The 19,005-nt window shown below is 60.9% G+C and carries 17 protein-coding genes; 9 read left to right on the forward strand and 8 right to left on the reverse strand.

Annotated features, from left to right (window positions below; translation table 11 throughout):
- Positions 1-77: 77 nt before the first annotated feature.
- The 7 genes from glpE to AC1Z24_RS02480 all read right to left on the reverse strand — a co-directional run bounded on the left by glpE (position 78) and on the right by AC1Z24_RS02480 (position 7,667).
- Positions 78-398: a thiosulfate sulfurtransferase GlpE gene (gene glpE, locus AC1Z24_RS02450; protein WP_259108430.1), complete on the reverse strand. Its 321-nt coding sequence runs from the start codon at positions 396-398 to the stop codon at positions 78-80.
- Positions 395-1,315 (reverse strand): symmetrical bis(5'-nucleosyl)-tetraphosphatase, encoded by a 921-nt coding sequence (locus AC1Z24_RS02455; RefSeq protein WP_483744428.1) that lies wholly within the window; start codon positions 1,313-1,315, stop codon positions 395-397. Before AC1Z24_RS02455 ends, glpE begins: the two co-directional genes overlap by 4 nt.
- Complete coding sequence (gene apaG, locus AC1Z24_RS02460) at positions 1,315-1,695, reverse strand: Co2+/Mg2+ efflux protein ApaG (protein ID WP_259108433.1); 381 nt, start codon at positions 1,693-1,695, stop codon at positions 1,315-1,317. The genes AC1Z24_RS02455 and apaG overlap by 1 nt, the downstream gene beginning before the upstream one ends.
- A gap of 108 nt (positions 1,696-1,803) precedes the next feature.
- A complete protein-coding gene (gene rsmA / locus AC1Z24_RS02465) occupies positions 1,804-2,610 on the reverse strand; it encodes a 16S rRNA (adenine(1518)-N(6)/adenine(1519)-N(6))-dimethyltransferase RsmA (RefSeq protein ID WP_259108435.1) in 807 nt (268 codons plus the stop codon).
- Positions 2,607-3,596 carry a 4-hydroxythreonine-4-phosphate dehydrogenase PdxA gene (pdxA, locus tag AC1Z24_RS02470; RefSeq protein ID WP_483744429.1) on the reverse strand — a complete coding sequence of 330 codons (990 nt, stop codon included), beginning with the start codon at positions 3,594-3,596 and terminating at the stop codon, positions 2,607-2,609. The genes rsmA and pdxA overlap by 4 nt, the downstream gene beginning before the upstream one ends.
- Positions 3,593-4,915 carry a peptidylprolyl isomerase gene (locus AC1Z24_RS02475; protein WP_483744430.1) on the reverse strand — a complete coding sequence of 441 codons (1,323 nt, stop codon included), beginning with the start codon at positions 4,913-4,915 and terminating at the stop codon, positions 3,593-3,595. Before AC1Z24_RS02475 ends, pdxA begins: the two co-directional genes overlap by 4 nt.
- Positions 4,896-7,667, reverse strand: coding sequence for an LPS-assembly protein LptD (locus AC1Z24_RS02480; protein ID WP_483744431.1), 2,772 nt, complete (start codon positions 7,665-7,667; stop codon positions 4,896-4,898). Before AC1Z24_RS02480 ends, AC1Z24_RS02475 begins: the two co-directional genes overlap by 20 nt.
- Positions 7,668-7,795: 128 nt before the next feature.
- Between AC1Z24_RS02480 and AC1Z24_RS02485 the strand changes: the two genes are divergently transcribed.
- From AC1Z24_RS02485 to AC1Z24_RS02495, 3 genes are all read left to right on the forward strand, one after another.
- Positions 7,796-8,806 carry an aminoglycoside phosphotransferase family protein gene (locus tag AC1Z24_RS02485; RefSeq protein WP_259108443.1) on the forward strand — a complete coding sequence of 337 codons (1,011 nt, stop codon included), beginning with the start codon at positions 7,796-7,798 and terminating at the stop codon, positions 8,804-8,806.
- A gap of 83 nt (positions 8,807-8,889) precedes the next feature.
- Complete coding sequence (gene murU, locus AC1Z24_RS02490) at positions 8,890-9,561, forward strand: N-acetylmuramate alpha-1-phosphate uridylyltransferase MurU (protein ID WP_483744432.1); 672 nt, start codon at positions 8,890-8,892, stop codon at positions 9,559-9,561.
- Positions 9,562-10,329, forward strand: a complete 768-nt coding sequence (locus AC1Z24_RS02495) for a DnaJ domain-containing protein (protein WP_259108447.1) — start codon at positions 9,562-9,564, stop codon at positions 10,327-10,329. It abuts the gene before it with no gap.
- Between the two features lie 139 nt (positions 10,330-10,468).
- On the opposite strand, the gene AC1Z24_RS02500 is transcribed toward AC1Z24_RS02495, so the two are convergent.
- Positions 10,469-11,491 carry an alpha/beta hydrolase family protein gene (locus tag AC1Z24_RS02500; protein WP_483744433.1) on the reverse strand — a complete coding sequence of 341 codons (1,023 nt, stop codon included), beginning with the start codon at positions 11,489-11,491 and terminating at the stop codon, positions 10,469-10,471.
- Between the two features lie 161 nt (positions 11,492-11,652).
- Here AC1Z24_RS02500 and AC1Z24_RS02505 point away from each other — a divergent pair, with 161 nt between their 5' ends.
- From AC1Z24_RS02505 to AC1Z24_RS02530, 6 genes are all read left to right on the forward strand, one after another.
- Positions 11,653-13,626: a sensor histidine kinase gene (locus tag AC1Z24_RS02505; protein WP_483746506.1), complete on the forward strand. Its 1,974-nt coding sequence runs from the start codon at positions 11,653-11,655 to the stop codon at positions 13,624-13,626.
- Positions 13,620-14,252: a response regulator gene (locus AC1Z24_RS02510; protein WP_259108514.1), complete on the forward strand. Its 633-nt coding sequence runs from the start codon at positions 13,620-13,622 to the stop codon at positions 14,250-14,252. Before AC1Z24_RS02505 ends, AC1Z24_RS02510 begins: the two co-directional genes overlap by 7 nt.
- 261 nt (positions 14,253-14,513) lie before the next feature.
- Positions 14,514-15,638, forward strand: a complete 1,125-nt coding sequence (locus AC1Z24_RS02515) for an ABC transporter ATP-binding protein (protein WP_259108453.1) — start codon at positions 14,514-14,516, stop codon at positions 15,636-15,638.
- A 64-nt stretch (positions 15,639-15,702) separates the two neighbouring features.
- Positions 15,703-16,737, forward strand: a complete 1,035-nt coding sequence (locus AC1Z24_RS02520) for an ABC transporter substrate-binding protein (RefSeq protein WP_483744434.1) — start codon at positions 15,703-15,705, stop codon at positions 16,735-16,737.
- A gap of 91 nt (positions 16,738-16,828) precedes the next feature.
- Entirely contained in the window at positions 16,829-18,076 is a 1,248-nt protein-coding gene (locus tag AC1Z24_RS02525) for an ABC transporter permease (RefSeq protein WP_483744435.1), read from the forward strand.
- 11 nt (positions 18,077-18,087) lie between these two features.
- The gene (locus AC1Z24_RS02530) at positions 18,088-18,912 is read left to right on the forward strand and encodes an ABC transporter permease (protein ID WP_259108459.1); all 825 of its coding nucleotides are present in this window, start codon (positions 18,088-18,090) and stop codon (positions 18,910-18,912) included.
- The last annotated feature ends 93 nt before the right edge of the window (positions 18,913-19,005 follow it).

Below are 19,005 nucleotides of genomic sequence, written 5' to 3' on the forward strand. Positions count from 1 at the left end.
GTCAGGCCGACCGCTGGTCAGTTCGGGCGCGAACCCGCGTAGAACACGGGTTCGAGAGGCATAAATTTTTTTTCAGATTAGCCTTGTGCCGTTTCAGCCGGGAAGGTGGCCTTCCATAGCTCGAATCCGCCGTCGACGCTGTAGACCTCGGAGAAGCCCTGGCCCACCAGGTAGGCCGCCGCTTGCTGGCTGGAGTTGCCGTGATAGCAGACGACGACCAAGGGTTTGTCCAGATCGGCTTCGCGGATGAAGTCGGCGATCGAATGATTATCCAGATGGTGTGAGTCAGGAATGTGATTGCCGGCAAAAGTCTGCGCGTCGCGCACATCGACGAAGACCGCGCCGCTTGCGCGCAGCTCGTGGGCTTTTTCCGGGGGGATACGTTTGAAGTCGGTCATGGACACTGGCTCCTTGGGTGTGAGGGTGAGGCCTGGCGCCAGGGCCTGGCCGCAGGGATGGGGGAAGTGGGCTCTTTCATCGGCGTGGCGTTGGCCAGGCCTTTGGCGTCGCAGTCGCAGTGATAGCGTTCCAGGGTATCGACATTGAGCAGGGTCATGGCCCCGCCCCAGACGCAGCCGGTATCCAGAGCGAACACGCCGGGCTCATCACAACGACCTTCAAGCGCTGCCCAATGGCCGAAGATTATCTTCTGGTCGCGAGTCTTGCGTTCCTTGTGGCTGAACCACGGGGCGTAGCCCGGCATGGCGGTGTCTGCGCCTTCCTTGCCTTTGAGGTCGAGCTTGCCTTCCGGGGTGCAGAAACGCATTCGGGTGAAGTAGTTGGTGATGACCCGCAAACGGGTTACACCATGCAGGTCGTTGTCCCACTTGGCCGGTTCGTTGCCGTACATGCCTTCAAGGAAGGGTTCGTACAGCAGATCGTCATGTAGCGCCGTCTCGACTTCCCCTGCCAGCTTAAGCGCTTTTTTCAGTGTCCATTGCGGCGGGATCCCGGCATGGACCATGGCGATATTGCGCTCTGCATCGTAATGCATGAGTTTCTGTTGGCGCAGCCAGACCAGCAACTGGCCGGCATCCGGTGCTTCAAGAATCTCGCGCAGGGTGTCGTTACGTTTCAGGCGCTCGATCTTGCGCGCCGAGGCGAGCAGGTGCAGGTCATGATTGCCCAGCACACAGACCAGGGATTGGCGCATGTTGTAGAGAAAGCGCAGGGTTTCCAGAGACTGCGGCCCCCGGTTGACCAGATCGCCGACCAGCCAGAGCTGGTCTTTGCCGGGCTCGAAATGGACATGCTCAAGCAGGCATTGCAACGGTTCCAGGCAGCCCTGCAGGTCGCCGACTGCATACACTGCCATCAGTGCAGCGATCCCGGTACGGCGAGGCGGAAGGGAGCAATCACGGCATCGAAGCGTTTGCCATCGTCGGCGAGCATCTGGTAACTGCCCTGCATATTGCCGACCTTGGTGGTCATTACCGTGCCGCTGCTATAGGTATGGCTCTTGCCAACGCCGATGAGCGGCTGCTGGCCAACGACGCCTTCACCGCGGACTTCTTCGACCTGGCCGTCACCGTTGGTGATGACCCAGTGCCGCGACAGTAGCTTGGCGGGCACCTCGCCACTGTTGTGCACAGTGACGGTGTAGGCGAAGGCGAAGCGGTTCTGCTCGGGCTGCGACTGTTCGGCGAGGAAGCGGGTGACGACGCTGACGTCGACCTGGTAACGGGAATCGGACATGCAGAGGGCCTTGGAAACTAATGCGAAATAAAGCCGGAGATCCCGGTGCAATCAGTCTAGGACATGTATCGGAGAAAAACATTTACCCGCTACATGTCCCTCTACAGCTTAAGCCGGGATCGGTTTTTCGCTCAGTTTGTCTGCCAGGCGGACAAAGGCAGCGAGGTCCAGCTGTTCAGGGCGCAGGCCACCGTCGACACCAGCGGCGGTGATTTCATCGGCGCTGAGCAACAGTTTCAGGGTATTGCGCAGGGTTTTGCGGCGCTGGTTGAACGCCTCACGTACGACGCGTTCAAGGACGCGATGGTCCTTGGCCGGATGCGGTAGTGTGGCATGGGGCACCAGGCGCACGATGGCCGAATCGACTTTCGGCGGCGGGTTGAACGCCCCCGGACCGACGTTGAACAGATGTTCCACGCGGCAATGGTACTGCACCATGATTGACAGACGACCCCAGTCACCACCACCGGGACCTGCGGCGAGACGCTCGACCACTTCTTTCTGCAGCATGAAGTGCATGTCGTGGATCAGCGCGGCGTTGGCCAGCAGGTGGAAAATCAGCGGCGTCGAGATGTTGTACGGCAGGTTGCCGACCACGCGCAGGCTGCCGGGAGCGGCGTCGAGGCTGTTGAAATCGAACTTGAGCGCGTCACCCTGATGCAGGGAAAAATTGGGCTTGCCGCCGAACTGGTGGTTGAGGATCGGCACCAGGTCTTTGTCCAGCTCGATCACGTCCAGACGCGCGCCGCTGTTGAGCAGGCCCGCAGTCAGTGCGCCTTGGCCGGGGCCGATTTCCAGCAGGCGGTCGTCAGGCTTGGCGCGGATGGAGCGCAGGATCTTGTCGATCACGCCGGCGTCATGCAGGAAGTTCTGGCCAAAACGCTTGCGCGCCTTGTGTTGGTATTGCTCGTTCATGAATGGGTCTCGGCCATCTGGTAGGCGGTTTGCAAGGCGACGTGCAGGCTGCCGGTGTCGATCTTGCCACTGCCCGCCAGGTCCAGGGCGGTGCCATGGTCGACGGAGGTTCGGATGATCGGCAGGCCCAGGGTCACGTTGACTGCGGCGCCAAAGCCTTTGTACTTGAGTACGGGCAGGCCCTGGTCGTGGTACATCGCCAGCACTGCGTCGCAGTGCTCCAGATATTTGGGGGTAAAGAGAGTGTCTGCAGGCAGCGGGCCACGCAGGTTCATGCCCTCGCTGCGCAGGCGCTCCAGGGCAGGTTCGATAATGTCGATTTCTTCGCGGCCCAGGTGTCCGCCTTCACCTGCATGGGGGTTGAGCCCACAGACCAGGATGCGCGGCCGGGAGATGCCGAACTTGTTGACCAGATCTGCATGAAGGATGCGCGTGACCCGCTCCAGCACCTGTGGGGTGATGGCATCGGCGACGTCGCGCAGGGGCAGGTGAGTAGTCACCAGAGCGACGCGCAGGTCGCCGGTGGCGAGCATCATCACCACTTGTTCGGTCTGGGTCAGTTCGGCGAGAAATTCGGTATGGCCGGAGAACGCAATGCCGCCATCGTTGATCACGCCCTTGTGCACCGGAGCGGTGATCATCCCGGTGAATGCGCCGTCCATGCAGCCTTGGCCCGCGCGGGTCAGGGTCTCCAGGACGAATGCGCCATTGGCCTTGTCCAGTTGCCCGGCTACCACCGGGGCGCGCAGCGGTGTATCCCAGACATACAGGCTGCCAGCCGGGGCTGGCTGCTCGGGCCAGGCGTCAGGGCTGACGCTCAGCAGATTGACGACCACACCCAGTTGCGTGGCCCGCTCGGCGAGCAGGTCACGACTGGTAATGGCAATCAGGGGATACGGTTGCGGCTCGGCGGCGATCAGCAGGCACAGGTCGGGACCTATGCCTGCGGGCTCACCGGGTGTCAGGGCGAAGCGTTTTTGTTTCACTGTGGGGCCTTGTCAGCGCCAGGCAGTTTGATTTCCACATAGGCTTCGTCGCGAATCTGACGCAGCCAGCTTTCCAGCTCTTCGTCATATTTGCGGGTGCGTAGCACGTTCATCGCTTGTTGGTCGCGAGCCTGGTTGGTGGCGTCGGTGGAGCGACGGCCCAGGACTTCCAGAACGTGCCAGCCATATTGGGTCTGGAACGGCTTGGACAGCTGACCTTGTGGCGTCGCGTTCATGACTTCGCGGAACTCGGGAACCAGGTTGGTCGGATCGACCCAGTTCATGTCGCCGCCGTTAAGCGCCGAACCCGGATCTTCCGAGAAGCTCTTCGCCAGTTCGCCGAAGTCTTCGCCGCCTTCAATGCGGTCGTAGATCTTCTGCGCCAGGCGCTTGGTTTCTTCTTCGCTGCGGATTTCGCTTGGCTTGATCAGGATGTGGCGCACATGGACTTCATCGCGCATTTGGGCCTGGCCTGCGCCGCCGCGTTTTTCCAGCAGTTTGATGATGATGAAACCGGCCGGCGTACGCGCTGGCGGGGTCACGTCACCAATCGGCATGGAACCGAGCATGTCGCCGAACGGAGGTGGCAACTGGGCGGATTTGCGCCAGCCGATATCACCGCCATCCAGAGCGTTTTCGCTGGACGAGTTGGCAACGGCCATCTGACCGAAGTCAGCGCCGGCCTTGAGCTTGTCGTAGATGCCCTTGGCCTTGGCGGCGGCAGCCTGGATTGTCGCCGCATTGGCGCTTTCCGGGGTGCCGATCATGATCGTGGCCAGGTGGAATTCCTGCGACAGCTGAGCCTTGCCCTGGTCGGAGGCGAGGAAGTTCTTCACTTCCTGATCCGAGACCTGGATACGGTCGGCTACCCGGCGCTGACGTACGCGGCTGATGATCATTTCCCGGCGGACCTGATCGCGGGCGTCGTTGAACGAACCGCCGTCCTGAGCGATGGCCTTGCGGAACTGCTCCACTGTCATGTTGTTGCGCTGAGCAATGGTGGCGATGGCCGCGTTCAGTTCTTCGTCGCTGATGCGAATGCCTGAACGTTCACCGACCTGCAACTGCAGGTTTTCCAGAATCAGGCGATCGAGCACCTGGGGTTCCAGAACGCCCGGAGGTGGCATGGCGCCGCCTCGTTTGGCGAGGTTCTGTTTGACTTCGCGGGTACGCTGGTCGAGCTGGCTTTTCATGATCACGTCGTTATCGACGATGGCCACGACGCTGTCGAGCGGCTGTACCGCAGCGTGAACTGCGGAACCCAGGAGTAGCGCGCCCAGCAACAGCGGGCGCAGAGAATCAGAAAGCTTGGTCTTCACGTTCACGATAACCTTGGATGCCTTTGTCGAGGAAGCTCTCTACTTTGGCGCCGGTAACGCCACCAAGTCCCTTCAACACAATTTGGAGGAATATGCCGCGGTCGCCTTTTTCGTTCTGGGGGGCTTCCTGGCTGAATTCGTCATAGTCGACCCAGTAACGGCTGATCAGACGCATTTTCCAGCAGCAGTTGTCGTATTCGAAGCCACCAAAGGCTTCCAGAGTACGGTTGCGGTTGTAGTCGTATTCCCAGCGGCTGATAGCGCTCCATTGCGGCACGATTGGCCAGATGACCGAGAAGTCGTGCTGCTGGATCTTGTAGTAGTCCTTCACGTAGCCCGGAGTACCTGGGGTGCCATAGTCACCACCGCCCACAGTCCACTTGCCGGTGGTCTGGTCGTAACGGACCAGGTCATTGCGGTAGCGGTAGCCGAAGTTGACGATCTTGCCCGGATTGCTTTCAGGCTGGTAATGGAACATTGCGCTGCCGGAGCGGGTGCTGCGGCTGTCCGGATCCCAGTTGAAGTCCGAGCTGACACGCCAGTCGCGGTCGAAGCGATATTCGTATTCCAGAGCGTAAGGCGAAACGTCGGATTGTGCGTCTTTGCGGTCCTTGAACTCTACGCCCGGCAATTGCACCTTGCGATCCTTGAAGTACAACGCCTGACCGATGCTGAAACGCTGACGCTCGAAGCCGTTGTCTTCTATCCAGCGGTTGGTCACGCCCAGGGACAGCTTGTTCTCGTCGCCAATACGGTCGGAGCCGACGAAGCGGTTGTCACGGAACAGCGAGGCATAGTTGAACGTGGTTTCGGCGGTATCGAAGACCGGAATGTCCGTCTGATCGACCTCAGGTACATAGAGGTAGTAAGCGCGGGGTTCCAGGGTCTGGCGATAGTTGGTCCCGAACCAGTTGGTGTTGCGGTCGAAGTACAGGCCGCTGTCGACGCTGGCGATAGGTACGCTGCGGCTCTGGGTGCTGTTGTATTTTTCGTCGGTCTGCAAGGTGGTCTTGCCACGGCCGTCGAGGTCCAAGTCGTACTGAGTGTAGGCGTACTTGAGCGTGGGTTTCAGGTAACCGAAGGTCCAGTCCAGCGGCAGGCTCACCGATGGCTGCAGGTTCAGGCGGTTACCGTTGGCGCGGGCCAGGCCCACGACGTTGTTGTCCAGGCGAGGGGCGGCAAAGCCATCTTCGTTGACGTAGTTGCCGGTCTTGAGGTCGCGCTCGAAGCGTACCAACTCTGCCTGCCAGGCAAACTTCAGGCCTTCCGGCGAGTAGGGCAGCGTGCCGTTGAGGCTCAGTTGCGGCAGACGGTTGTAGGGCGTGATGTTGGCCACGGTAGCCAGCTTGTAAGCCTGGGCGTTGATCTGGCCCCAGATATTGTCGCCACGATAAGTCAGCGAGCCCTGCTGATTGACGTAGTCGGTTTTCGACACGCCGATCTGGTCGGTCTGCAGGTCCTGGAAGTAGTACGGATCGCTGATGTCGGTGTAGTTGACCTGGGTCAGCCAGCGCGAGTCGAGACCGCCCTTGTGCTGCCAGTTGATCATCCAGCGGGTCTTGTCGTAGTCCGTCTGCAGCTTGCGGTCGTCGTCCTTGTCGTTCAGGTACGCGCCGCCGAACTGGCCTTCGCTGGTCTTGGTCAGGTAGCGGAATTCGCCTTCGAGCAATTCGCCGCGCTTGGCCATGAAGCGTGGATACAACGTGGCATCGTAGTTCGGTGCCAGGTTGAAGTAGTACGGGGTGACCAGCATCAGGCCGGTCTTGCTGCCGGTGCCGATGGTCGGCGGCAGGAAGCCAGATTGACGACGGTCGTCGATCGGGAAGTAGAAGTACGGCGTGTACAGAACCGGGATGTCCTTGACGCGCAGGGTCACGTTGGTCGCGGTACCGAAGCCGGTGGCCGGGTTCAGGGTGATGTTATTACCCTTGAGCGTCCAGGCGTTGCTGTTCGGTTCGCACGTGGTGTACGTGCCGTCCTTGAGCCGGATGATCGCGTTCTCCGCACGCTTGGCGTACAGGGCGTTACCGCGCACGTTGGACTTGTGCAGCACGTATTCGGCGTTATCGACCTTGGCTTCACCGGTGTCGAGCTGGATCTCGGCGTGGTCGCCGACGATCAGAGCACCGTTGTCGCGCAGACGGACATCGCCATTGAGCTCGCCACGGTTTTCGGCCTGGTGCAGGCTGGCTTCTTCAGCCTGGATCTGCATGCTGCCCTGGCGCATGACGACGTCACCGGCCAGGGTCGCAGTCTGGGATTCCTGCTCGTAACGCGAAGCCTTGGCGCCGAGGAAGGTCGGCGACTCGCCTTTGGGCGTCGAGTCGTTCATGCCCGGACGGATCGGCTCGATGTAGGCACCGGAGCAATAAGGCGCGGTCTCGGCCAATTGCGCAGCGGTGAGCTTCTCGCGTGGGACCCAGTCCAGGTGGCTGTAGTCGGCGCTGCGCGAACGCAGGCCCTTGCCCTTGGCTTCGGTGACCAGTTTGGTCGTGGCCACCGTCTCACCGCCAACGCCGGTCTCCGTCACGGTTCCATTGGAACTGACGGCGGTCGCGCTGTGCACGGGACGTGGGGGCAGCACAGCCGTGGGGCTTTTCGGGGCGCAATTCCACGCTCCCGAAGCAGAGACCGAACAGTCATACTGTTCGGCGGCAACCACGAATGGTGCAGCCAGGGGTTGCATTACCAGCAGACTGCCGGTCACTAGCAACGGAAATTTTTTACGAAACGCGGGGGATTTCAATGCCATCTTATTAGTCCGGGCTTCCTGCGTGCCATCTGCCCGCGGGGGGGCCGCACGCCTTTCGATGGGCTGAAAAAGGCCCCGATAATAAAGCATGACCCGCTTGACGGCTAGCGCCGTCGGAGACCCTTGTAATGCCTGATCAAGATGTACGCCTGCAACACCTCAAAGTTTGGCTCGATGAGCAATTGCAAGCACTTTTTTTAGCCGAGGGTTGGGGCGCGATACCCCCGGCCACGTTGACTGCCGCCAGTAGTGACGCGAGTTTCCGTCGGTATTTCCGCTGGCAGGGCGAAGGCCGCACTTTTATTGTCATGGATGCCCCGCCCCCCCAGGAAAACTGCAAACCCTTCGTCGATATCGCACATTTATTAAGTCGCTCGGGCATTAATGTTCCGAAAATTTATGCCGAAGACCTGACGCGAGGGTTTTTGTTGCTCAGCGATCTGGGGGCAAAAACCTACCTGGATGTGATCGATGCCGACAGCGCTGATGGCCTGTTTGCCGATGCCATTGAAGCGTTGCTGGCTTTCCAGCAGTTGCCGATGGATGCACCGCTGCCCAGCTACGACGTAGCCTTGCTGCGGCGCGAACTGGAGCTGTTTCCCGAGTGGTATGTGCGTCGTCATCTGGGTGTCGAACTGGATCCGGCGCAGTTGGCGCTCTGGCAGCGGGCCAGTGATTTGCTGATCGACAGTGCCCTGGCGCAACCCAAGGTGCTGGTGCACCGCGACTATATGCCGCGCAACCTGATGGTCAGCGCGCCGAATCCCGGCGTGCTGGATTTTCAGGATGCAGTGTACGGCCCGGTGACCTATGACGTGACGTGCCTGTTCAAGGATGCCTTCCTGAGCTGGCCCGAAGAGCGCGTCCAGGGCTGGCTGGGAGAGTATTGGGGCAAGGCCCGGGCGTTGGGCATTCCGGTTCAGGACAGCATTGAAGCGTTCATGCGCGACAGCGACCTGATGGGTGTGCAGCGCCATTTGAAAGTGATCGGGATTTTTGCGCGTATCTGCCATCGTGACGGCAAGCCGCGCTACTTGAGCGACGTACCGCGTTTCTTTGCCTATATAGACGCGGTATTGGCGCGGCGGCCTGAGCTGGACGATTTGCGGCAGTTGTTGAGCGGCCTGCCACAAGCCTGAGAAGCGCGGGTTGTCACGCCTCGTACAGGGCTGTATGAAGGTGATCATTCTAATAAAGGGTCGATTGTTTTGAAGAGGGATGCATGAAAGCGATGATTCTCGCTGCCGGTAAGGGTGAGCGCATGCGCCCCTTGACCTTGCACACGCCCAAACCGTTGGTGCGTGCGGGCGGTGTACCGCTGATCGAATACCATCTGCTGGCTCTGCGTGCGGCGGGCTTCGCCGACGTAGTGATCAATCACGCCTGGCTGGGGCAGCAGGTCGAGGATCACCTGGGCGATGGGCAGCGCTTCGGCCTGCATATTCGTTATTCCCCCGAAGGCGAGCCGCTGGAAACCGGTGGCGGAATTTTCCGCGCCCTGCCATTGCTCGGCGATGAGCCTTTTGCCGTGATCAATGGCGATATCTGGACCGATTACGCCATGACCGCTCTGCGTCGCCCTCTCGAAGGCTTGGCGCATCTGGTGTTGATCGATAACCCTGCACACCATCCGGGCGGCGACTTTACTCTGGTCGACGGGCATGTCCGTGACGATTTTCCCGACGCACCGAAGCTGACCTACAGCGGTATCGCGATTCTGCACCCGCGCCTGTTCGCCGGGTGCCAGGACGGCGCCTTCAAGCTGGCGCCGCTGTTGCGTGCGGCCATGGCCGAGGGCCAGGTCACTGGCGAGCACTTCCGTGGCCGCTGGGTCGATGTCGGCACCCACGAGCGTCTGGCTGAAGTCGAGCAACTGCTCGCGGTGACTCACTAGATGCTGTGGCCAACCACGTTGATCGGCGCAGGAACCGGCTTTGTCATTGCCAGTATCCCCGGTGCCCTGCTCGGTGCCTTGTTGGGGCAGGCGCTGGATCGTCGCCTTGAACTGCACAGCTGGGCGCATCTGCGCGCACGTCTGGGCGGCCGCCCGGTGCCGCGGGACGATGAGCTGGTGTTCATTCTGCTCGGGCGCCTGGCCAAGAGTAATGGCCGGGTGCGCGACAGCCATATTCTGCTTGCGCGCGTGGAAATGCGCCGCCTGGACCTTAGCGAGCCTGCCCAGCGCCGGGCAATTGCCGCGTTCAATCGCGGCAAGGACGGGCGCGACAAGCTGCGTGGCTATCTGCGGCGTCTCAATACCCAGCCCCATGCTGCCGAGGGCCTGCTGCGTGCCTGTTGGCGCATGGCCTGGGCCGAGGGGCGACCGACGCGTGTCGAGCGTGACCTGATCATTCTGTGGGGCAAATGGCTGGGCTGGACGGCGGCGAAAGTCGAAGCGTTGTCCTCCGATTCCGACCCGCAGAAGCGTGCGCTACCGACCCGGGCCGAGGAGTATCAGCACGCTCTGATTCTGCTCGGCGTGACGACGGAGACTGAGCCGGCGCAGATCAAGCACGCCTATCGCCGTCTGCTCAGCCGTTACCACCCGGACAAGGTCGCCGGGGCCGGTGCCAATGAACTGCAGGTGCGCGACGCTACGGAAATCACCAGTGAACTGCATCACGCCTACAAGCTGGTGAAAGAGCGGCGCGGATTTCGTTGAGAGGCTGTCGCGTAGACACTACCGTGGGACCGGCTTTAGCCGGGAAGGCGTTTGATTCGCCTAAGGGTATTCAGCGGATCTAACGGCCCTTTCCCGGCTAAAGCCGGTCCCACAAGCGGGTCCCGCAGAGCAACACTGGCTACTTCGCCTCCAGCCACCCCCTGACCCGACGGAACATCTGTTCCTGCTCGGCAGCCTTGTTGCCGGGGATTGCGGTCAGCTGGATCTGAGTGAACGCGGAGCCCTTGACCCGTTTGCTCGCTTGCAGGCGGTCCTGGGCTGCGCGTTGCTCATTCGGCCAACCCTTGAAGACGAAGTCCGAGGTTTTCACTTTCAGGGTCGGTACCAGGGCGGCGAGCAATGGCTTGGCGTCGACGGGTTCTCTGGCCGAGACCATGACGAAGTGCTGGACCAGCGGCGAAGACTTCTCGCTGGTATAGCGGGCAGCCCAGTAGGCGCCGTTGCCGTGGCCGAGCAGGACGATAGTGCGCGCCTTGTTCTGTTGAGCAAAGGCGATGGCGCTGTCGATGCGGGCAAAGATGCGATCGGCCGCGGCCTTTTCGCGCTCTTGTGCAGCAGCAGCTTTTGCGGCAGTGGCAGCGGCTTCTTTTTCCGCTGCTGCTGCGGCGTTGGCCTCGGTGGCTGCGGCATCCTTGGGTGCGTCTTTGGCCGGCTCTTTTTTAGCCGCTTCTTTTTTGTCCTTGTCGCCTGCGCTTGCATCGCCAGTGGCTGCGTCCTCTTCACGAGGGTCGCTGCCGTCGCTGAGGGCGTCAGGCAGGGTAATGCTCAGGCTGGCCCAGCCGGCATCAGGGAGCTTGCGCCGCAGCGGGCCGACCGCTTCCGGCCAGTCGGCGGATTCGTCGGCACCAGGGACGATGACCACCGTGCCTTTCGGATCGTCCGTATTGGCCGGCTTCCACAAGGCGAGAAAATTATCGTCGCCTGCCTGCAGCTTTTGCAGGTCGGCCTGGGGCAGGCTGCGCTCAAGGGCAATGGCGTCTTCCTGGGTACGCTGCAACAGTGGCGCGTACTCGGGCGGTGGCGGCTCCTTGGTCTCGGCAGGCTTGGCCGGAGCGGGGTCCGCTGCCTGAGCGGGCAGGGCACAAGGTAGTATCAGTGCCAGGCACAGCGCGGGAAACATTGCGCGATAGGTGTAAGACATCGGATATTCCAAAGCCAGAAACGATCCCGGCAGCCTAATGGGTTGATCGGCATTTGTCAGGCGCAGACATGCATGACGCAGCCAGAGGGGCACGAGGGAGTGACACATTGACCAGTTGTTCATTGCGCAATGGATTTATCGGCGGCCTGGCGCTGCTCTTGATGGCAGTGCTGTCGATGAGCCGCGCGCAGGCTGCGCCGGACGAAAGCGAGGTCGGTATCCAACTGAGCCAGGAGCAGCGCGAATGGCTCAATCAGCGCAGTCAGTTGCGCGTCGGCCTGGTGATGCAGGCGCCTTATGCACAGTTCGACCGACGTTTGCAGCAGTTGTCTGGGGCTAACGTCGATGTGATGAACTGGCTGGAAAAAAGCCTGCGCACGGAACTGCTCTGGCGCAACTTCCCGGATCAGGCTGCCCTGGAGAAAGCCCTGGCCGAAGGCGCCATCGATATTGCCCCCGGCCTGACCCAGACCCCGGCCGGGCTGCGCCGTTGGATATTTTCTGACCCTTATCTGCGGATTTCGCAACTGGTCGTCGGCGAACGTGACGGTGCCGGCACCGTGGACCTGGAAAAGCTCGGTGATCAGTCCCGCGTAGCCGTGCGCATGCCCAGTGCGACCGCCGACTATTTGCGCACTACCTACTCGCATCTGAATCTGCAGGGCGTACCCCAGGAGCGTCAGGCCTTGCAGTTGTTACTCACCCAGCAAGCGCGTTATGCCGTGGTCGATGAGGCGCAGCTCAGCCGGCTGTCCCGTGAGCCGGAGTTCAGCGACCTGGCGGTGGTGGGGGACATCGGCTATCCGCAGCTGCTGCGCGTTGCGACGCGCAAGGACTGGCCGCAACTGGCCGAGATTGTTGCCGTCGCCCTGCGCGCCATTCCGGCCCGGGACCTGGATCAGTTGCACAACCGCTGGTTCCCGCTCAAGTATCCCCAGGCCAATACGTCGCCGGGGTTTTGGCAGAACATCAGCTTCCTGCTGCTGGTCTTGTTGCTGGCCTGCTTCACCATCGTCATCTGGCAGCGTCGCCAGCAACAGGAGCTGGAGCAGGCCTTGCTCAGCGCCCGCCATGACATCGCCCGCCGTCAACGTGGCGAGGAAGCCCTGCGCCTGGCGCAGTTTTCCATCGATCAGAGCACCTTGGGGATTCTCTGGGTCAACTGGGACAGTCACGTGCGCTATGCCAACCGGGCGGCGGAATCGATGCTGCGCTACGACGCTGGTGGCGCAGTGGATCGGCCGTTGATCGATTTCGAACCGGGCCTGCATATGGATCGCTGGCTCAACCTGTGGAACAGCGCCCGCTCCAGCGAAGACGCACCCTTGAGTTTCGAGACCAACCTGACCTGCGCCGATGGCAGCATCCTGCCCGCCGACGTGTCATTGAGCTTCCTGCGCTTTCGCGATGCGGAGTATCTGGTGGTTTTCCTCAGCGACGTCAGCGACCGGCGCCGCGCCCATGAACAGTTGCGTGAGCTCTCGGCGCATCTGGAAAGCGTGCGCGAGGAAGAGAAGGCCCGCATCGCTCGGGAAGTTCACGACGAGTTGGGGCAGATGCTCACCGTACTCAAGCTGGAAACTTCGATGTGCGAGCTGGCCTATGCCGACCTCGATCCTGGCCTGCGTGATCGTCTCAACAGCATGAAGCGCTTGATCGCCCAGTTGTTCCAGTTGGTACGCGACGTTGCCACGGCCCTGCGTCCGCCGATCCTCGACGCGGGCATCGCCTCGGCCATCGAATGGCAGGCCCGGCGCTTCGAGTCGCGCACGCAGATTCCTTGCCTGGTACAGGTGCCGGACAACCTGCCGACCCTCAGCGATGCCAGGGCCATTGGCATGTTTCGTATCCTTCAGGAGGCGCTGACCAATGTCATGCGCCATGCCCAGGCCCATACCGTGGAAGTCAGCCTGACCCTGGACAGCGAAAGCGGGCTGATGTGCATGACCATTTCCGACGACGGCCGCGGCTTCGTACCTGAGCCGGGGCGCCCGGTTTCCTTCGGCCTGGTCGGCATGCGCGAGCGAGTTTTGATGCTTGGCGGACGATTGGAGCTGGACAGTGAGTCGGGTGAGGGCACAACCTTGCGCGCTTTTATTCCATTGGACCCAGTCACTGAGGAGTCGCAATCGTGATTCGCGTATTGGTAGCCGAAGACCACACCATCGTGCGCGAGGGGATCAAGCAGTTGATCGGCCTGGCCAAGGACATGCTGGTGGTCGGTGAGGCCAGCAATGGCGAACAACTGCTCGATACCTTGCGCCACATCGCTTGCGAGGTGGTGCTGTTGGACATTTCCATGCCGGGGGTCAATGGCCTGGAAGCGATCCCGCGGATCCGCGCGATGACCAATCCGCCGGCGATCCTGGTGTTGTCCATGCACGACGAAGCGCAGATGGCCGCGCGGGCGTTGAAGGTCGGCGCGGCAGGTTATGCCACCAAGGACAGCGACCCGGCTTTGCTGCTTACAGCTATTCGCCGGGTGGCCGGCGGTGGGCGTTATATCGACCCGGACCTGGCCGATCGCATGGTTTTCGAGGTCGGCCTGACCGATAACCGCCCACTGCATTCGCTGTTGTCCGAGCGTGAGTTTTCGGTATTCGAGCGCCTGGCCCAGGGCGCCAACGTCAACGATATTGCTCAGCAGCTAGCCCTGAGCAGCAAGACCATCAGCACCCACAAGGCGCGGTTGATGCAGAAGATGAACCTCAATTCCCTGGCCGATCTGGTCAAGTACGCGGTTGAACACAAACTGTTGTGATCCAAACGCGACATGCTTTCGCGGGCAAGCCTCGCTCCCACAGCCGACCTGTAACCCTGTGTGAGCGAGGCTTGTCCGCGAAGACGCCAGCACAGACAAAAACAATCTAAAAACCGACATACCTATCCCCGCCATCCGTGTAGGGCAATCCCTACAAGCAACCTTCCAGAGTGCCTAGGCGAATCTCTCCTGCCCCCCGATTTGCGTGGCCTGCAGCCTAAACTAGGCTAGATCCACGCAGACAAAACAAAGGTGTGGGTAATGAGCGACGTCGATACAAGCGCTGGGGCGAAAGATGTTCTGGTCAGCTTTCGTGGTGTGCAGAAGAGCTACGACGGCGAAGCCCTCATCGTCAAAGACCTCAATGTGGATATTCGCAAAGGCGAATTCCTCACCCTGCTCGGGCCATCGGGCTCGGGCAAGACCACCAGCCTGATGATGCTGGCCGGCTTCGAGACACCGACCGCCGGTGAGATCCTGCTCGAAGGCCGCTCCATCAACAACGTGCCGCCGCACAAGCGCGACATCGGCATGGTGTTCCAGAACTACGCACTGTTCCCGCACATGACCGTGGCCGAGAACCTGGCGTTCCCGCTGTCGGTACGCGGCCTGAACAAGACCGACGTCGGCGAGAAGGTCAAGCGCGCCCTGGACATGGTGCAACTGGGCAGCTTCGCCCATCGCTACCCGGCCCAGTTGTCCGGTGGTCAGCAGCAGCGTGTGGCCCTGGCCCGTGCCCTGGTGTTCGAGCCACAACTGGTGCTGATGGACGAACCCCTCGGCGCACTGGACAAGCAACTGCGCGAACACATGCAGATGGAAATCAAGCACCTGCACCAGCGCTTGGGTGTGACTGTGGTCTACGTGACTCACGACCAGGGCGAAGCCCTGACCATGTCCGACCGCGTAGCCGTGTTCCATCAGGGCGAAATCCAGCAGATTGCACCGCCGCGTACCTTGTACGAAGAGCCCTGCAACACCTTCGTGGCCAACTTCATCGGCGAAAACAACCGTCTCAACGGCCGTCTGGTCAGCCAGAACGGCGATCGCTGCGTGATCGAACTGGGCCGTGGCGAGAAGGTCGAGGCCCTGGCGGTCAACGTGGGCCGCGCGGGTGATCCGGTGACCCTGTCGATTCGTCCGGAGCGCATCTGCATCAATGGCAAGAGCGAAAGCTGCGTGAACCGCTTTTCCGGCCGTGTCGCTGAATTCATCTACCTGGGCGACCACGTCCGTGTGCGCCTGGAAGTGGCGGGCAAAACCGATTTCTTCGTCAAGCAACCCATCGCCGAGCTGGATTCGGCCCTGAGCGTTGGCGATGTCGTACCGATTGGCTGGCAGGTCGAGCACGTTCGCGCGCTCGATCCCTTGCAAGAAGTGCAATAACCAAGAGGCGAACAGATCGCCCTCTCCCCATCGCGAAACCAACTGCTCGTGGAGTGAAGTACAAATGCTAAGAACCATGAAACTCACCGCAATGACGCTGGGCATGATGTGCGCGGCGCAAGCCATGGCAGCCGCCGATCTGACGGTTATTTCCTTCGGCGGTGCGAACAAGACTGCTCAGGAAAAAGCGTTCTACGCCCCGTGGGAAAAGGCTGGCAACGGCAAGATCATCGCTGGCGAATACAACGGTGAAATGGCCAAGGTCAAAACCATGGTCGACACCAAAAGCGTCTCCTGGGACCTGGTAGAAGTCGAATCCCCTGAACTGGCTCGCGGTTGCAGCGAAGACATGTTCGAAGAGATCGACCCGGCGATCCTCGGCAAGAAAGAAGACTACGTACCGGGTGCCATCCAGACCTGCGGCGTTGGCTTCTTCGTCTGGTCGACCGTTTTGGCTTACAACGCAGACAAACTGAAAACCGCGCCGACCAGCTGGGCTGACTTCTGGAACGTCAAGGAATTCCCGGGCAAGCGTGGCCTGCGCAAAGGCGCCAAGTACACCCTGGAATTCGCGCTGATGGCCGACGGCGTTGCGCCGAAAGACGTCTACAAAGTACTGGCCAGCAAAGACGGCCAGGACCGCGCGTTCAAGAAACTGGATGAGCTCAAGCCGAACATCCAGTGGTGGGAAGCTGGCGCTCAGCCGCCGCAGTACCTGCAATCCGGTGACGTCGTGATGAGCTCGGCCTACAACGGTCGTATCGCGGCCGTGGCCAAGGAAAGCAACCTGAAAGTGGTGTGGAACGGTGGCGTTTACGACTTCGATTCCTGGGCCATTCCAAAGGGTTCGAAAAACGCGGCTGAAGCGAAGAAATTCCTCGCATTCACCCTCGGCGCCAACCAGCAGAAGACCTACTCGGAAAACATCGCCTACGGCCCTGCCAACACCAAGGCTGTCAGCCTGTTGACCGCAGAAAACCAGGCGAACATGCCGACCAAGGCAGAAAACATCGCCAACCAGGTGCAGCTTGACGTTGCCTTCTGGACCGATAACGGCGAGTCCCTTGAGCAGCGCTTCAATGCCTGGGCTGCCAAGTAAGCAGTTGAGTTAGATCCTGGGTGCGCTCCCTCCTGTAGCCGTCTGGCGCAGGAGGGCGCACATCCCTTGTTCAAAGATTTCGGAGTTCGCTATGGCCACCGCCGTGCCCCTGACAGAAGGCGCCAGCCCCACCTTGAAGCAACGCCTGGCTCGTGCCGAACGGGTCAACCGCTGGAAGGCCCAGGCCCTGATTGCGCCCCTGGTCATCTTCCTGCTGCTGGTGTTCCTGGTACCGATTGCAGCGTTGCTCTTCAAGAGCGTGGGCAACCCGGAAGTCGTCAATGGCTTGCCGAACACCGTTGTCGAAGTGAAAAAATGGGATGGCAAAGGCTTGCCGTCCGAGTCGGTCTATAAAGCGTTGAGCGTGGACCTGGGCGAAGCCCGCAAAAACTCGACCCTGGGCGAAACGTCCAAGCGTCTGAATATCGAGTTGGCAGGCTATCGCAGTCTGTTGACCAAAACTGCCCGTGCACTGCCGTTCAAGGAAGAGCCAGCGTCCTACAAGGAAGCCCTGGAAGCCCTCGACGAGCGTTGGGGCGACCCGGCGTACTGGCAGGCGATTCGCCGCAACACCAGTAGCCTCACCCCGTATTACCTGCTGGCTGCCGTTGACCACCGGATCGATGATCTGGGCGAAGTGGCCGCCGCGACCCCTGACCAGTCGATCTATCTGGACATCTTCGCCCGTACCTTCTGGATGGGCCTGGTGATCACCGTGATCTGCCTGCTGTTGGCCTATCCGCTGGCCTACCTGCTGGCCAACCTGCCGGCACGGCAGAGCAACCTGCTGATGATCCTGGTGTTGTTACCGTTCTGGACCTCGATTCTGGTGCGCGTCGCCGCGTGGATCGTGCTGCTGCAATCCAGTGGTCTGATCAACAGTGCGCTGATGGCCATGGGCATCATCGATAAGCCGCTGGAGCTGGTGTTCAACCGGGTCGGCGTGTACATCTCCATGGTCCACATCATGCTGCCGTTCATGATCCTGCCGATCTACAGCGTGATGAAGAGCATTTCCCCGACTTACATGCGTGCTGCGATCTCGCTGGGTTGCCCGCCGTTTCGCAGCTTCTGGCGCGTGTACTTCCCGCAGACCTATGCCGGTGTCGGTGCCGGTTGCCTGTTGGTGTTCATCCTGGCCATTGGTTACTACATCACCCCTGCGCTATTGGGCAGCCCGAACGATCAGATGGTCAGCTACTTCGTCGCGTTCTACACCAACACCAGTATCAACTGGGGTATGGCTACTGCGCTGGGCGGCCTGCTGTTGCTGGCAACCATCGTGCTTTATCTGATCTATAGCTGGTTGGTCGGCGCCAGCCGCCTGCGTTTGAGCTGAGGAGAGTCACCATGCTGAGTCCTTACACGTCACCCGTAGAGCGCGTCTGGTATTACGCCCTGCGTATCCTGTGTGGCCTGGTGCTGTTGTTCCTGGTACTGCCGGTGCTGGTTATCGTGCCATTGTCGTTCAACTCCGGCAGCTTCCTGGTTTACCCGCTGCAAGGGTTTTCCCTGCACTGGTATCAGGACTTCTTCGGCTCCAACGAGTGGATGCGCGCCCTGAAGAACAGCATGATCGTAGCCCCGGCCGCGACCATCCTGGCCATGGTCTTCGGTACCCTGGCGGCCATCGGCCTGACCCGCGGCAACTTTCGCGGCAAGTCCCTGGTGATGGCCCTTGTGATTTCGCCAATGGTCGTGCCAGTGGTGATCATCGGTGTTGCCAGCTACCTGTTCTTCGCCCCGCTGGGCCTGGGTAACAGCTACACGTCGCTGATTCTGGTGCATGCGGTGCTGGGTGTGCCGTTCGTGATCATCACCGTGTCGGCCACTTTGCAGGGCTTCAACTACAACCTGGTCCGGGCTGCGGCCAGTCTGGGCGCTTCGCCGGTGACGGCGTTCCGTCGGGTGACCCTGCCGCTGATTGCTCCGGGGGTGATTTCCGGTGCGCTGTTCGCCTTCGCGACTTCATTCGATGAAGTGGTGGTGACCCTGTTCCTCGCCGGGCCCGAGCAGGCCACTTTGCCTCGGCAGATGTTCAGCGGCATCCGCGAAAACCTCAGCCCGACCATCGCCGCTGCGGCGACCCTGTTGATTGCTTTCTCCATCGTCCTGTTGCTGGTGCTGGAATGGTTGCGTGGGCGCAGTGAGAAAATGCGTACTGCTGCCGAATAAATAGCCTGTTGGAGCGAGGCTTGCCCGCGAACTGGCAGGCTTGAACCGTGAAGATGTTTCGGACATACCGGCCTCTTCGCGGGCAAGCCTCGC

It is taken from the genome of Pseudomonas sp. JL23 (assembly GCF_056933585.1).